This window comes from Pseudomonas capsici (assembly GCF_017165765.1).
Classification (GTDB): Bacteria; Pseudomonadota; Gammaproteobacteria; order Pseudomonadales; family Pseudomonadaceae; genus Aquipseudomonas; species Aquipseudomonas capsici.
In genome coordinates, this window is the sequence record NZ_JAFGZD010000024.1 from 25522 (window position 1) to 39562 (window position 14041).

Consider the following 14041-nt stretch of genomic DNA (forward strand, 5'->3'; position numbering starts at 1 on the left):
CAACACCCCGCAGCATACTTAAAGGCAAGGCGCGAAGTGTGCCATAACGGCGGGGGTTTGGCGCTAGTCAGGCGACCGGGAACTCATGTACGGAACCTGTAGGACCGGATTTATCCGGGAAGGCATCCTCTGCCTCCCACACGTGATTGATTGGCCTTGACTGACAGGCATTGGACCCAGACGGTTCTCAACCTTCCACCTGACTCCATTGTTTGCTCAGGCGCTTGTCCGAAACGGGGATTTTGGTACCCAATTGCTGGGCAAACAGAGACACACGATATTCCTCCAGCCACCAGCGGTAGACCGCCAGTTCCGGGTCGCGCTTGCCTTCCTGAGCATGTTTGGAGGCGCGAGCCTCGTACTGCGCCCACAGGCCGGACAGTTCGATACTCCACACCCGGTCCTTCTGCACCTGGCCCGGCAGTTTTTCCAGACGCATTTCGATGGCCTTCAGATAACGTGGCAGCTCCTTGAGCCATTGAGCCGGGGTTTCTCGCACAAAGCCCGGATAGACCAGATGCCCCAACTGGGACTTGATGTCGTTGAGGGCCACGGCCTGGGACAGGTCGATCTTGCCCTTGAAACGCTTTTGCAGGCCGTGCCAGAGCTTGAGAATGTCCAGAGTCAGTTTCGCCAGACGCTCGGCATGCTCGCTCCAGTTGCCGCGCTTGCGCTCGGCCAGCGACAGCAGGCCTGCGCCGTCACGCGGCAGCTGCGCCTCGCCTTCCAGAATGCAGGTGTCGAGGCTGGCCAGCAGAATATCCTCCACCAGCGCATCGATACGCCCAAGCTCGCGATGCAGCAAAGCCAGTTCGGTCTGCCCTGGCAGCTTGCTGCGCAGGAACTTCGCCGGCTCGGCCAATTGCTGCAGAAGCAAACGCTGCAAGGCTCGGCGGTGTTGATACTCGGCTTCGGCCTGGGTCGAGAAGCGCCCTTCCTTGACTGTGCCCGCCTCTTCCACCAGCGCCGGATAAACCGTCATGGACAGGCCCGCAATGTTCTGCTGGGTTTTCTGCGCCACCGGAGCGAACACCTTGGCCTCCACCGGCTGCTGACTTTTCGCACTTTGCGGTACGGCCAGTGCAGCCTGGCTGGCTTCGGCAAAGCGTGCCGTCAGCGCGGCCAGATCGCGTCCTTCACCGAGGAACTTGCCGTTCCCGTCGAGGACTTCCAGGTTCATCTTCAAGTGGCTTTCAAGTTGTTCAGCCGCTTCGGCCCAGGCTTCGTCGGCCACTCTGGCGCCGGTCATGCGCAGCAGTTCACGGCCCAGCGCCTGAGGCAACGAGCCTTCGCCGAAGGTAATGCGCTGCAAGGCGGCCTTGACGAAATCCGGCACCGGCACGAAGTTCTTGCGGATGGCCTTGGGCAGGTTGCGGACCAGCGCGATGCACTTGGTTTCCAGCAGCCCCGGCACCAGCCACTCCAGACGTTCGGCCGGCAGCGAGGGCAGCAGCGGCGCGGGCACGCGCAGGGTCACACCGTCACGCGGATGGTTGGGCTCGAAGTGATAAGTCAGCGCCAGACTCAATTCGCCCAGACGCAGGGTGTCAGGGTACTGCGCTGCCGTCACTTCACTGGCTTCACGGGCCAGCACGTCCTCTTCGCGCATGATCAACAGTTGCGGGTTTTTCTGGCTGTTGACCTTGTACCAGCTATCGAACGTTGCAGTCTGGTGAATCTCGGCCGGAATCCGCGCCTCGTAGAAACTGTACAGCGTGTCTTCGTCGGCCAGAATGTCGCGACGCCGGGCCTTGGCTTCCAGTTCGTCCAGTTGTTCCAGCAGACGCGTGTTGGCGCTCAGGCATTTGGCACGAGACTGGATATCGCCACGCACCAATCCTTCGCGGATAAACAGCTCGCGGGAAACCACCGGGTCCACAGGGCCGTAATGCACCGGACGACGACCAACCACAATCAGACCGAACAGGGTAACCTGCTCGAAAGCCACCACCTGCCCGCGCTTCTTCTCCCAGTGCGGCTCGAAGTGGTTTTTCTTGACCAAATGCCCGGCCAGCGGCTCGATCCAGTCGGAATCGATTTTGGCGACCATCCGCGCATACAGCTTGGTGGTTTCCACCAGTTCGGCGGTCATCAGCCATTGCGGGCGTTTCTTGCCCAGGCCAGAAGACGGATGAATCCAGAAGCGTCGCTGCCGCGCGCCCAGGTAATCGCCCTCTTCCGACTTCTGGCCGATCTGGCTCAGCAGGCCGGAAAGAATCGCCTTGTGGAATTTGGGATAGTCGGCAGGTTCCTTGTTGATCGCCAACTGCAAGTCACGGCAGATCAGGCTCAACTGGCGATGGGAATCGCGCCACTCCCGCAGACGCAGGTAATTGAGGAAGTTGCGACGACACCAGTTGCGCAACGGGCTGGCCGTCAGCGCCTGACGCTGCTCCTCGAAACCGCGCCACAGATTGACCAGCCCGGCAAAGTCCGAATCGGCGTCCTTCCATTGTGCATGGGCCTGATCGGCAGCCTGCTGGCGCTCGGGCGGACGTTCGCGCACATCCTGCACCGACATGGCACTGGCCACGATCAGGACTTCCTGAAGACTGCCCTGCTTCGCCGCTTCAAGCAGCATGCGCCCCATGCGCGGGTCAACCGGCAGACGCGCCAACTGGCGGCCCAGCGGGGTGAGCTGGTTTTCGCGATTGACGGCCGACAGCTCCTGCAACAGGTTGAAGCCATCGCTGATGGCCTTGCCGTCCGGCGGCTCGATAAACGGAAACGCGGTGATTTCGCCCAGGCGCAGGTGCAGCATCTGCAGGATGACCGCCGCCAGGTTGGTACGCAGAATTTCGGGATCGGTAAATTCAGGACGCCCGTTGAAATCCTCTTCGCTGTACAGGCGCACACACAGGCCAGGCTCGACCCGGCCGCAACGGCCCTTGCGCTGGTTGGCGCTGGCCTGGGAAATGGCTTCGATGGGCAGACGCTGAACCTTGGCCCGATAGCTGTAGCGGCTGATACGCGCCGTACCGGTGTCGATCACATAACGGATGCCCGGCACCGTCAGGGAGGTCTCGGCGACGTTGGTCGCCAGCACCACGCGCCGCCCGGGGTGCGACTGAAAGATGCGCTGCTGTTCGGCAGGCGACAGACGCGCATACAGCGGCAGGATTTCCGTGTGCTTGAGCTGGGCCTTGCGCAGCACTTCCGCCGCATCCCGGATTTCCCGCTCGCCGGGCAGGAACACCAGCACATCGCCCGGGCTCTTGCGCTCGCTGCGCTCGAAAGCGGCCAGTTCATCCAGGGTAGCCAGAATTGCCTGATCCACGGTCAGGTCGTCTTCGACGCTGTTGCCCTCTTCGTCCTGCTCGCTGGTCAACGGGCGATACCAGGTGTCCACCGGGAAGGTGCGCCCGGAGACTTCAATGATGGGTGCCTTGTCGAAATGCTCGGAGAAACGCTGCAGGTCGATGGTAGCCGAAGTGATGATCACCTTGAGGTCCGGGCGACGCGGCAGCAGGGTTTTCAGGTAACCAAGCAGGAAGTCGATGTTCAGGCTGCGCTCATGAGCCTCGTCGACAATGATGGTGTCGTAGCGCTCCAGAAAGCGGTCGTGTTGGGTTTCAGCCAGCAGGATACCGTCGGTCATCAGTTTGATGAGGGTGTTGCTGTCGCTCTGGTCCTCGAAACGCACCTGATAACCGACCAGTGCGCCCAGCGGTGTGGCCAGCTCTTCCGCGACCCGGCTGGCAACGCTGCGCGCCGCGATCCTGCGTGGTTGGGTATGACCGATCAGACCGTGCTGGCCGCGACCGATTTCCAGGCAGATCTTGGGCAACTGGGTGGTTTTGCCCGAACCGGTCTCACCGGCAATGATCAGCACCTGATGCTTGAGCAGCGCCTCCTTGATTTCATCGCGCTTGGCGGCAATCGGCAGGTTTTCGTCATAGCGGATCGACGGCACGCTGTCGCGCCGGGAATTAACCAGAGCAAAGGACGCCTGCACCTTCTCCACCCACTGTGCCAGCTTCGCGTCATCAGGCTTTTTGCGCAGCTCATGCAACTGACGACGAAAACGATGGCGGTCGCTGATCATCGCGTGATCGAGGTTTTTCAGCAGTTGGTCGATGGAGAGGCTTTCTTCGGTCATCAGGCGCGCAGGGTCTTTTTGAAGATGCGGGGCGCGGATTGTCGCAGATTTGGCGGGGGGATGCTTTTTCGCGAATGAATTCGCTCCCACAGCAGGAGCGGATTCATTCGCGAAAGCGGGTCAGGGCTTACTTCTTGACGCCCAGCTTTTTCAGTTCTTCGTCGCGCAGTTCTCGGCGCAGGATCTTGCCGACGTTGGTGGTCGGCAGAACATCGCGGAACTCTACGCTGCGCGGCACCTTGTAGCCGGTCAGGTTGGCGCGCATATGCTCCATGACCTGCTCCTTGGTCAGGGTAACGCCCGGCTTGGCGACCACGAAAACCTTGATCGACTCACCGGACTTCTCGTCCGGTATGCCGATGGCTGCGCATTGCAGCACGCCCGGCAAACCTGCCAGCACGTCTTCCAGCTCGTTGGGGTAGACGTTGAAACCCGAGATCAGAATCATGTCCTTCTTGCGATCGACAATACGCATGTAGCCATCGGGCTGGATAACCGCGATATCGCCAGTCTTGAGCCAGCCTTCGGCATCGAGAATCTCGTCGGTGGCCTCCTGGCGCTGCCAGTAGCCCTTCATGACCTGAGGGCCCTTCACGCACAGCTCGCCCACTTCACCCAATGGCAACTCGTTGCCCGCATCGTCGATGACCTTGCACAGGGTCGAGGGCACCGGAATGCCGATGGTGCCCATCTGGATATTGCTGATCGGGTTGACCGTCGCCACAGGGCTGGTTTCGGTCATGCCATAACCTTCGCAGATCGAGCAATTGGTGACTTCCTTCCAGCGCTCGGCTACCGCCAGTTGCAACGCCATGCCGCCGGACAGAGTGACCTTGAGGCTGGAGAAGTCCAGATTGCGGAACTCCTGGTTATTGCACAGCGCGACGAACAGGGTATTGAGCCCCACGAAACCGCTGAACTTCCACTTCGACAACTCCTTGACCATCGCTGGCAGATCCCGCGGGTTGGTGATCAGGATATTGTGGTTGCCGTTGAGCATCATCGACATACAGTGAAAGGTGAACGCGTAGATATGATACAGCGGCAACGGGGTGATCAGAATCTCGCAGCCTTCATGCAGGTTGGCACCCATCAAGGCCTTGCATTGCAACATGTTGGCAATCAGGTTGCGGTGGGTAAGCATCGCGCCCTTGGCCACACCTGTGGTGCCGCCGGTATATTGCAACACCGCGATATCGTTGCCGGCAGGCGAGGCTTCCTTGACCGGCTGGCCACGGCCCTTGCTCAGGATGTCGTTGAATTTGATGGCCTTGGGCAGGTTGTAGGCCGGCACCATCTTTTTCACGTACTTGATGACGCTGTTGATCAGCAGGCGCTTGAGTGGCGGCAGCAGGTCGGCCACTTCGGTGACAACGACATGCCTGACCTGGGTCTTGGGCACGACCTTCTCGGCCAGATGCGCCATGTTGGCCAGACACACCAGCGCCTTGGCACCGGAATCGTTGAACTGGTGTTCCATTTCCCGCACGGTATAGAGCGGGTTGGTATTGACCACGATCAGACCGGCGCGCATGGCACCGAAGACAACGATCGGATATTGCAGCAGGTTGGGCAACTGGACCGCGATGCGATCGCCCGGCTGCAGGTCGGTATGCTGTTGAAGCCAGGCAGCGAAAGCACCCGAGAGCTCGTACAGCTCGCCATAGGTGATGGTCTTGCCCAGGTTGCTGAAAGCCGGTTTATTGGCGAAGCGCTGACAAGACTGCTTCAATACGGCCTGGACGTTGGGATACTCATCAGGATCGATGTCGGTAGCGATACCGGACGGGTATTTATCCTTCCAGAAGTTCTCGATCATGCAGGCCAGCTCCGTAGCGATAGCGAATTCTTCACATCGCTGTACGCGATGATTTTTTTGTGTTTTGGAATTATGCAGTTCCCGCTTTTTCCGCTGATATGACTGGCAGAAAGCGGGCCGAGATTAGCAGCTTTGCCAGAGGCCGCCTAGAGGCAAAACAGCCCTCACCAGTCACCTTTGTGACTCTTGAATGACAAAGCGTCATTTTTAGAGTAATGATTCTATTGTTACGAATGTAACCGGAAATACTGGCGCAAATGCCCTTCCCAAGTCGCACTCACATCCCTTCTAAACGCTTCGGCGATACACAGACAACCATTATTCCCCTCACCAATACCGATTGCAGGCCACAGTGAATTTTGCAGTCGGACAACCTGACGCTGTCATCGGCGATACACTGAATGAACACCTCATTCGGGCATCGATCCAGACTCGGGAAATTGCCATGAACCACGAAGCCTTCTGGCTTGATGCCAGCGATAACAGCCGTCTGCATGTCAATGCCTGGTTGCCGGCAGCCCCACCAAAAGCCGTGGTGATGCTGTCTCACGGCATGGCAGAACACAGTGGCCGTTACGAAAGGCTGGGCATGGCCCTCAATGCAGTCGGCATCGGGTTGTATGCCCATGATCAGCGCGGACACGGCCTCACGGCAGCCCAGGGGGAACTCGGCCACTTCGCCGACGAGAACGGCTGGAGCAAAGTGGTGGGCGACCTGGCAACCCTGAGCCAGACCATCGGCCAGAAGCACCCGGGCCTGCCGCTGTTCCTGCTGGGCCACAGCATGGGCAGCTACATTGCCCAGGCTTACCTCATGCACCATGGCGCCAGCCTGCAAGGCGCAATTCTCAGCGGCTCGAATTTCCAGCCGGTTTCGCTCTATCGCAGCGCTCGCCAGATTGCCCGTCTGGAACGCTGGCGCCAGGGTCCCAAAGGGAGGAGCGCCCTGATCGAATGGCTGTCGTTCGGCTCGTTCAACAAGGCCTTCAAACCGGCACGTACACGCTTCGACTGGCTCAGCCGCGACCAGGAAGAAGTCGACAAGTATCTCTTCGATCCTCTTTGCGGTTTTCGTTGCACCAATCAGTTATGGTTCGATCTGCTCGGCGGGCTGCTGAAAATCAGCAAGCCGTCCAATCTGAAACAGATCGATCCGGGTCTGCCGTTGCTGATAATTGGCGGCGAATGTGATCCGGTGAGCGATGGGAAGCGTCTGAAAGATCTTGCTCATGCATTGGGACAGGCAGGTCATCAAGTCGTGCAACTTGAAATCTACCCCCAGGCGCGACATGAACTGCTCAATGAAACCAATCGCGATGACGTTACCCGTGACTTGATCGACTGGCTGCTGCGCTCGCTCGAACAACCACGTCCACACCGGGCCGAATGATTCCTTCCGGTTTAAAACATCCACTTTCAGGACAGCCACATGACCCAGGTCACCAACACTCCTTACGAAGCACTTGAAGTCGGCCAGAAAGCCAGCTACAGCAAAACGGTGGAAGAGCGTGATATTCAGCTGTTCGCCGCAATGTCGGGCGATCACAACCCGGTCCACCTGGACGCCGAATATGCTTCAAAGACCATGTTCAAGGAGCGTATCGCTCACGGCATGTTCAGTGGTGCGTTGATCAGTGCGGCAGTGGCCTGCGAGTTGCCTGGGCCGGGCACTATCTATATCGGTCAGCAGATGAGCTTCCAGAAGCCGGTAAAACTGGGCGATACCCTGACCGTGCGCCTGGAAATCCTGGAAAAGCTGCCGAAATTCCGCGTACGCATCGCGACCCGCGTGTTCAACCAGAACGATGAGCTGGTGGTAGATGGCGAAGCGGAAATCCTGGCTCCCCGCAAACAGCAGACCGTTGACCTGACCGTACTGCCGGAAATCACCTTCGGCTGATGAGTGCATGCTGGCCTTTCGCGAATGAATTGGCTCCGGTCCGTACATTTCGTCCAAAGTAACCAAAGCCATTGCGCCGGGTTCGGCCTCACCAACGTCGCGTTCTGCGGTGCTATCACGACCGCGGCAAAGAGCTTTTCTGCTTTTGCTTGTGCTTTTTTGTACCGAGATAGCCCAGACGCCGCCGATTGCGACGTAAGGGAAGGCCGAGTGGAGGTATTGCGCAGTGGGTTGCGAGGCAGGACGCCGAGCAAGCGCCGCAGGGCCATGGAAGGCCCTTCGGCGCGTACCCACGGAGCAATGCCGGAGCGAGGGAACCCCGGCTTGCCGGGGCCGAACCGGAGCCCATGGTTTTCCCCTCTTTTGCCGAAACAAAAGAGGGCCGCCGCAAAGGCGGAACCGGTAGAACCAGCAGATACCGATAATGGATATGTCCGCCGGAGCGCGTTTTACCCCAAGAAAAATACGTTTCAATTCATGGTTTGCGCCAATCGGGCAGGCAAAAAAATGGGCGACCGAAGTCGCCCTAAATGCCTTGCGTGCTCTTGTTGTGGAAGGCCTGAGCCTTACTTGCGCTTTTGCGAGTCCTTCCAGATAAAAAGTCCGAAGCCTGCGAAGAAAACAAGCATCAGGCCGACGGTGACGACCCCTGCGACAACCACATTGTCCAGAAACATAACTTCGCCTCCTGCTCTGCCCGTTCGATGGAGCTAGATTAACCACAACGGCGCACAAGAAAATTGACCCAGATCAGTTATCCCGAAGCTCGACAGGTGAGCCTGGGGACAACTGATCTGGGTCAACGGATATGAAGCGGGGAATGAACAGAAGGTATCAGCGTTTTTTCGGCTTCTTGCCGGACTTTTTCTTGCCGCCCAGTGGCATCGCCTGCTCAAAGGCGTTGCGCACTTCATTGAGGCGCTTGTCGTTCAGGTCGTGAATACGCCTGGCACGCTCGGCGCCCAGATCGATCAGCTTTTCATCTTCACTCATGACTGCAGCTCTCGGACACTCGGTATCAGGGCCAATAATGCTCAATCGCAGCGGCGATGACCAGCCAGGATGCATCGCGCCTCAAACCTCGACATCCACCCACAGCCCCTGACGCGGCTCATTGTCGATCAAGGGCACGACAGGCACGGTGTTGTCGGCATTCAGGGAAGTACCGGGAACGGCAAACTGTTCGATATGCTCGCTCTCTTCTTCATGAGGATGACGCTGTTGCTGCTGGCGCTGCTGTTCTTCACGCAGCAGCAAGGCGCTTCGCTCGGCATCTTCATGACGAAGATCGATATTGGTTTCACTGGAGCTCGGTTGCACCGGTGCGACAGGTGGTATGTCCGGCATGCGCTTGGCCGGGTCCAGTTGCGACGTCACGGGTACCACACTCAGCGGAAGCGTCGGTTGCAGCATGATTTTCGTCTCCTGTTATTGGGCTTTCGGCTGCCATTCCGTCGACTTGAACGCCTTTCGGGAAAACTTTTGGACTATGTTTGGCGTAATAAGTGCCCGAAAGGGCATATTTGTCATCATCGGGACCGATAACAGGTGTTTTTTCACTCCCGTCTTTGGCTTCAGGGCGTGTTCCGTTAACATAGTCGGCTTTTTCAAAGCGGGAGTCAGGCAGCATGGCGCAGCAGTATCAACCGGGGCAACGCTGGATTAGCGACAGCGAAGCCGAGCTGGGTTTAGGCACCGTTCTGGCACAGGATGGCCGCTTATTGACCGTGCTCTATCCGGCCACTGGCGACACGCGTCAGTACGCACTGCGTAATGCCCCATTGACCCGGGTACGCTTTTCTCCGGGCGATGTGATCACGCACTTCGAAAACTGGAAGATGACCGTGCGCGAAGTCGAGGATATCGACGGGCTGCTGGTCTATCACGGCCTCAATGCGCAGAACGAATCCGTCACTCTGCCGGAAACCCAGCTGTCGAACTTCATCCAGTTCCGTCTGGCCACCGACCGCCTGTTCGCCGGACAGATCGACCCGCTGGCGTGGTTCTCGCTGCGTTACAACACCCTCGAACACACCAGCCGCCAGTTGCAGTCCTCGCTGTGGGGCCTGGGCGGCGTGCGTGCCCAGCCTATCGCTCACCAGTTGCACATTGCCCGTGAAGTCGCCGACCGCATCGCGCCACGGGTCCTGCTGGCAGACGAAGTAGGTTTGGGTAAAACCATCGAAGCAGGTCTGGTTATCCATCGCCAGCTGCTTTCCGGCCGCGCCAGCCGCATCCTGATCCTGGTCCCGGAAAACCTTCAGCACCAGTGGCTGGTTGAAATGCGTCGTCGCTTCAACCTGCAGGTTGCGCTGTTCGACGCCGAGCGTTTCATCGAGAGCGATGCCGGCAACCCGTTCGAAGACACCCAACTGGCACTGGTCGCGCTGGAATGGCTGGTCGAGGACGAAAAGGCCCAGGACGCCCTGTTTGCCGCCGGCTGGGACCTGATGGTGGTCGACGAAGCCCACCACCTGGTCTGGCACGAAGAAAAAGTCAGCCCCGAATACTCGCTGGTCGAGCAACTGGCCGAAGTCATTCCCGGTGTCCTGCTGCTGACCGCAACCCCCGAACAACTGGGCCAGGACAGCCACTTTGCCCGTCTGCGCCTGCTGGACCCGAACCGTTTCCACGACTTGCAGGCATTCCGCGCCGAAAGCGAAAACTACCGTCCGGTAGCCGAAGCCGTTCAAGAGTTGCTGGATAAAGGCAAGCTGTCGGACGCCGCACACCAGACCATTCACGGTTTCCTGGGGGCAGAAGGTGAAAGCCTGCTGAACGCCGTGAACACTGGCGATGAAGAGGCCAAGGCGCGCCTGATCCGCGAACTGCTGGATCGTCATGGCACCGGTCGCGTGCTTTTCCGTAATACCCGCGCTGCCGTTCAGGGCTTCCCCGAGCGCCAGTTGCATCAGTACCCGCTGCCCTGCCCTGCCGAATACCTGGAACTGCCGCTGGGCGAACATGCCGATCTGTACCCGGAAGTCAGCTTCCAGTCGCAGCCGGAGATCAGCGAAGAAGGACGCTGGTGGCGCTTCGACCCAAGGGTCGACTGGCTGATCGACACCCTCAAGATGCTCAAGCGCGTCAAGGTGCTGGTCATCTGCGCCCACGCCGAAACCGCCATGGATCTGGAAGACGCGCTGCGCGTGCGCTCCGGCATCCCGGCCACCGTGTTCCATGAAGGCATGAACATTCTGGAGCGCGACCGCGCAGCCGCCTATTTTGCCGATGAAGAGTTCGGCGCACAGGTGCTGATCTGTTCGGAAATCGGCAGTGAAGGCCGCAACTTCCAGTTCTCCCATCATCTGGTGCTGTTCGACCTGCCAGCGCACCCGGACCTGCTGGAGCAGCGTATCGGCCGTCTGGACCGTATCGGCCAGAAACACACCATCGAACTGCATGTGCCGTTCCTGGAAACCAGCCCGCAAGCGCGTCTGTTCCAGTGGTATCACGAGGCGCTCAATGCGTTCCTTAATACCTGCCCGACCGGCAACGCCCTGCAACACCAGTTCGGCCCGCGCCTGCTGCCGCTGCTGGAAAGCGGTGACGACGATGAATGGCAGAGCCTGATCAACGAAGCCCGTACCGAGCGCGAGCGTCTGGAAAGCGAACTGCATACCGGTCGTGACCGTCTGCTGGAACTCAATTCCGGCGGCGCAGGCGAAGGCGAGGCGCTGGTAGAGGCGATTCTGGAACAGGACGATCAGTTCACCTTGCCGATCTACATGGAAACCCTGTTCGACGCCTTCGGTATCGACAGCGAAGACCATTCGGAAAACGCCCTGATCCTCAAGCCGAGCGAGAAAATGCTCGACGCCAGCTTCCCGCTGGGCGACGACGAAGGCGTGACCATCACCTACGACCGCAACCAGGCGCTGTCTCGCGAAGACATGCAGTTCATCACCTGGGAACACCCGATGGTTCAAGGCGGCATGGATCTGGTGTTGTCCGGCTCCATGGGCAACACCTCGGTGGCGCTGATCAAGAACAAGGCACTCAAGCCGGGCACCGTGCTGCTGGAACTGATCTACGTCAGCGAAGTGGTCGCGCCGCGCTCGCTGCAACTGGGTCGCTACCTGCCGCCTGCTGCACTGCGCTGCCTGCTGGATGCAAACGGTAACGATCTGGCCAGCCGTGTCTCGTTCAATACCCTGAACGATCAACTGGAAAGCGTGCCACGCGCCAGTGCCAACAAGTTCATCCAGGCGCAGCGCGATGTGCTGACGCCCAAGATCAATGCCGGTGAAGAGAAGATTGCTCCGAAACACGCCGAGCGCGTGGCCGAGGCACAACGTCGCCTGGCAGCCGATACCGAAGAGGAACTGGCGCGCCTGACTGCGTTGCAAGCCGTCAACCCGACCGTTCGCGACAGCGAGCTGACCGCCCTGCGCACCCAGCGCGAACAAGGCCTGGCCATGCTTGAAAAAGCAGCGCTGCGCCTGGAAGCGATCCGGGTGCTGGTGGCTGGCTGATAACCTGTTCGGTCAAGGCATAGCTGCTTGAAGTGGGAGGGGCCTTGGCCGCGACGACATGCTGAAAGGCAACACATTTTTCAGCGCCTGAACTGGCTGTCGCGGCCAAGGCCCCTCCCAAGGATTGCGGCCCGGCAACCTGCCTCTACATGACGCCTACCGAGGATTCAGCATCCTGTCGGTCATCCGCTTGGCATCTCTTGTGAAACAACGCGAAGCCAGCAGCAGAAACACCAGGGTCATGCCCAGGGTCACCGGGATCAGGTACATCGCATCGTGCAATCCGGTGGCCTTGAAGCTTTCATCCATCTGCACCGCTCCCGCCAGCGTCATCGCTTCATGGGCATAGTGATCGGATAACCAGCCGACCACTACCGGCCCAAGTCCACCGCCCAGCAGATACAACCCGGCAAAGAACAAGGCCATGGCCGTCGCCCGCAGACGCGGCTCCACCACATCCTGAATGGCGGTGTAGACGCAGGTATAGAAGTTATAGGCAAACAGCCAGCCGACGCTGAATACCGCGACAAACACCCCGATCTCGACGCGTCCCGCATGCAGGGCATAACCCGTGGCCAATGTAGCGATCAGCATGCTGAACGCCGCAAACAACAGCCGTCCATTGGGCGAGCGTTGGTGCAGCTTGTCCGCGATCAGGCCGCCCAGGGTCAAGCCGATCAGCCCGGTGAAGCCGACGATGATCCCGGTCGCCACCGCCGCTTCCTGCAGAGACACCTGAAAGTAGCGTTGCAGCATCGGCACCATGAACGAGTTGCAGGCATAGGTCGCAAAGTTGAAGGTCAGCCCCGCCAGCACCAGCCAGCAAAAGGTCGGAATCGATAACACCCGGCGAACCGGCTTTTCGATTTTCTCCTCGGCCATCTGCACACTTTCGGCAGCCCCACGCTTGGGCTCACGAATCATGAAGATGAACACCGCCAGAATCAGGCCGGGAACTGCTGCGATAAAGAATGGGGCCCGCCAGCTGTCGAACGCCTTGACCATCGCACCAATGGTGAAGAATGCCAGCAGCAGCCCCAGGGGCAGACCCAGCATGAAAATGCCGATGGCTCGCGAACGACGATGAGCCGGGAACAGGTCACCGATCAATGAGTTGGCCGCTGGCGCATAACTGGCTTCACCGATCCCGACGCCCATGCGCACCAGCAGGAACGTCCAGAAACTGTTGACCATCCCGTTGACTGCCGTCAGTCCGCTCCAGACAGCAAGCCCCCACCCCATCAGTTTCTTGCGCGACCCGGTATCGGCCATGCGCCCCAGAGGCAAGCCTGCAATCGCATAGACCAGAGTAAACGCCGTACCCAGAATCCCGAGCTGAAAGTCACTCAGGTGCCACTCCTTGCGAATGGGCTCGGTGATGATCGCCGGAATCGCTCGATCGAAGAAGTTGAACAGGTTGGCCAGAAACAGCAGAAACAAAACGCGCCAGGCATTGGAAGCCTGGACTGAGCTGTCGGTCGGGGGGTTGTTCATGAGGCATCCATCCCTTTTTTTCTGCTTACTCTAGAGCCCCGCCGCCCAATCGACTGTAAACATTCGTAAAAGGCCTCAAATCCAGGAATTCAGTTTTTTATAACGATTGGTTATTGAAGCAATTCCATTTTTTTGAGTGTTGACACTGGCAGGATTTTTTCAGCTTCTATACTCATGTCTATTCGCCACGCTCAGGTTTGTAGGGAAAGTCGGCAAGCGATCCTCAGGCAAGGTGAAAACGCCGCATGAGCGAC

The 14041-nt window shown here is 59.1% G+C and carries 9 protein-coding genes; 3 read left to right on the forward strand and 6 right to left on the reverse strand.

Annotation, left to right across the window (positions count from 1 at the left end; all coding sequences use genetic code 11):
* Nucleotides 1–187 precede the first annotated feature (187 nt).
* Nucleotides 188–4099: an ATP-dependent RNA helicase HrpA gene (gene hrpA / locus JSY17_RS22715; RefSeq protein ID WP_206402652.1), complete on the reverse strand. Its 3912-nt coding sequence runs from the start codon at nt 4097–4099 to the stop codon at nt 188–190.
* Between the two features lie 127 nt (nt 4100–4226).
* Nucleotides 4227–5918 (reverse strand): long-chain-fatty-acid--CoA ligase FadD1, encoded by a 1692-nt coding sequence (gene fadD1, locus JSY17_RS22720; RefSeq protein ID WP_117185090.1) that lies wholly within the window; start codon nt 5916–5918, stop codon nt 4227–4229.
* A 445-nt stretch (nt 5919–6363) separates the two neighbouring features.
* On the opposite strand from fadD1, the gene JSY17_RS22725 reads away from it, so the two are divergent.
* Together JSY17_RS22725 and JSY17_RS22730 are read left to right on the forward strand one after the other, a co-directional pair.
* Nucleotides 6364–7308, forward strand: a complete 945-nt coding sequence (locus JSY17_RS22725) for an alpha/beta hydrolase (RefSeq protein ID WP_200976909.1) — start codon at nt 6364–6366, stop codon at nt 7306–7308.
* Between the two features lie 39 nt (nt 7309–7347).
* Complete coding sequence (locus JSY17_RS22730; protein ID WP_117185089.1) at nt 7348–7818, forward strand: MaoC family dehydratase; 471 nt, start codon at nt 7348–7350, stop codon at nt 7816–7818.
* A gap of 566 nt (nt 7819–8384) precedes the next feature.
* Here the strand turns inward: JSY17_RS22730 and ccoM are convergent.
* The 3 genes from ccoM to JSY17_RS22740 all read right to left on the reverse strand — a co-directional run bounded on the left by ccoM (nt 8385) and on the right by JSY17_RS22740 (nt 9231).
* Entirely contained in the window at nt 8385–8495 is a 111-nt protein-coding gene (ccoM, locus tag JSY17_RS25915; RefSeq protein ID WP_025261439.1) for a cytochrome c oxidase subunit CcoM, read from the reverse strand.
* 157 nt (nt 8496–8652) lie between these two features.
* Entirely contained in the window at nt 8653–8811 is a 159-nt protein-coding gene (locus JSY17_RS22735; protein ID WP_117166093.1) for a hypothetical protein, read from the reverse strand.
* Between the two features lie 81 nt (nt 8812–8892).
* On the reverse strand, nt 8893–9231 hold the full coding sequence (locus JSY17_RS22740; protein WP_200980509.1) for an aspartate-semialdehyde dehydrogenase: 339 nt from the start codon (nt 9229–9231) through the stop codon (nt 8893–8895).
* A gap of 215 nt (nt 9232–9446) precedes the next feature.
* Here JSY17_RS22740 and rapA point away from each other — a divergent pair, with 215 nt between their 5' ends.
* Nucleotides 9447–12293, forward strand: a complete 2847-nt coding sequence (gene rapA, locus JSY17_RS22745; RefSeq protein ID WP_206402649.1) for an RNA polymerase-associated protein RapA — start codon at nt 9447–9449, stop codon at nt 12291–12293.
* Nucleotides 12294–12449: 156 nt separating this feature from the next.
* On the opposite strand, the gene JSY17_RS22750 is transcribed toward rapA, so the two are convergent.
* Nucleotides 12450–13787: a spinster family MFS transporter gene (locus JSY17_RS22750; protein WP_206402647.1), complete on the reverse strand. Its 1338-nt coding sequence runs from the start codon at nt 13785–13787 to the stop codon at nt 12450–12452.
* Between the last annotated feature and the right edge of the window lie 254 nt (nt 13788–14041).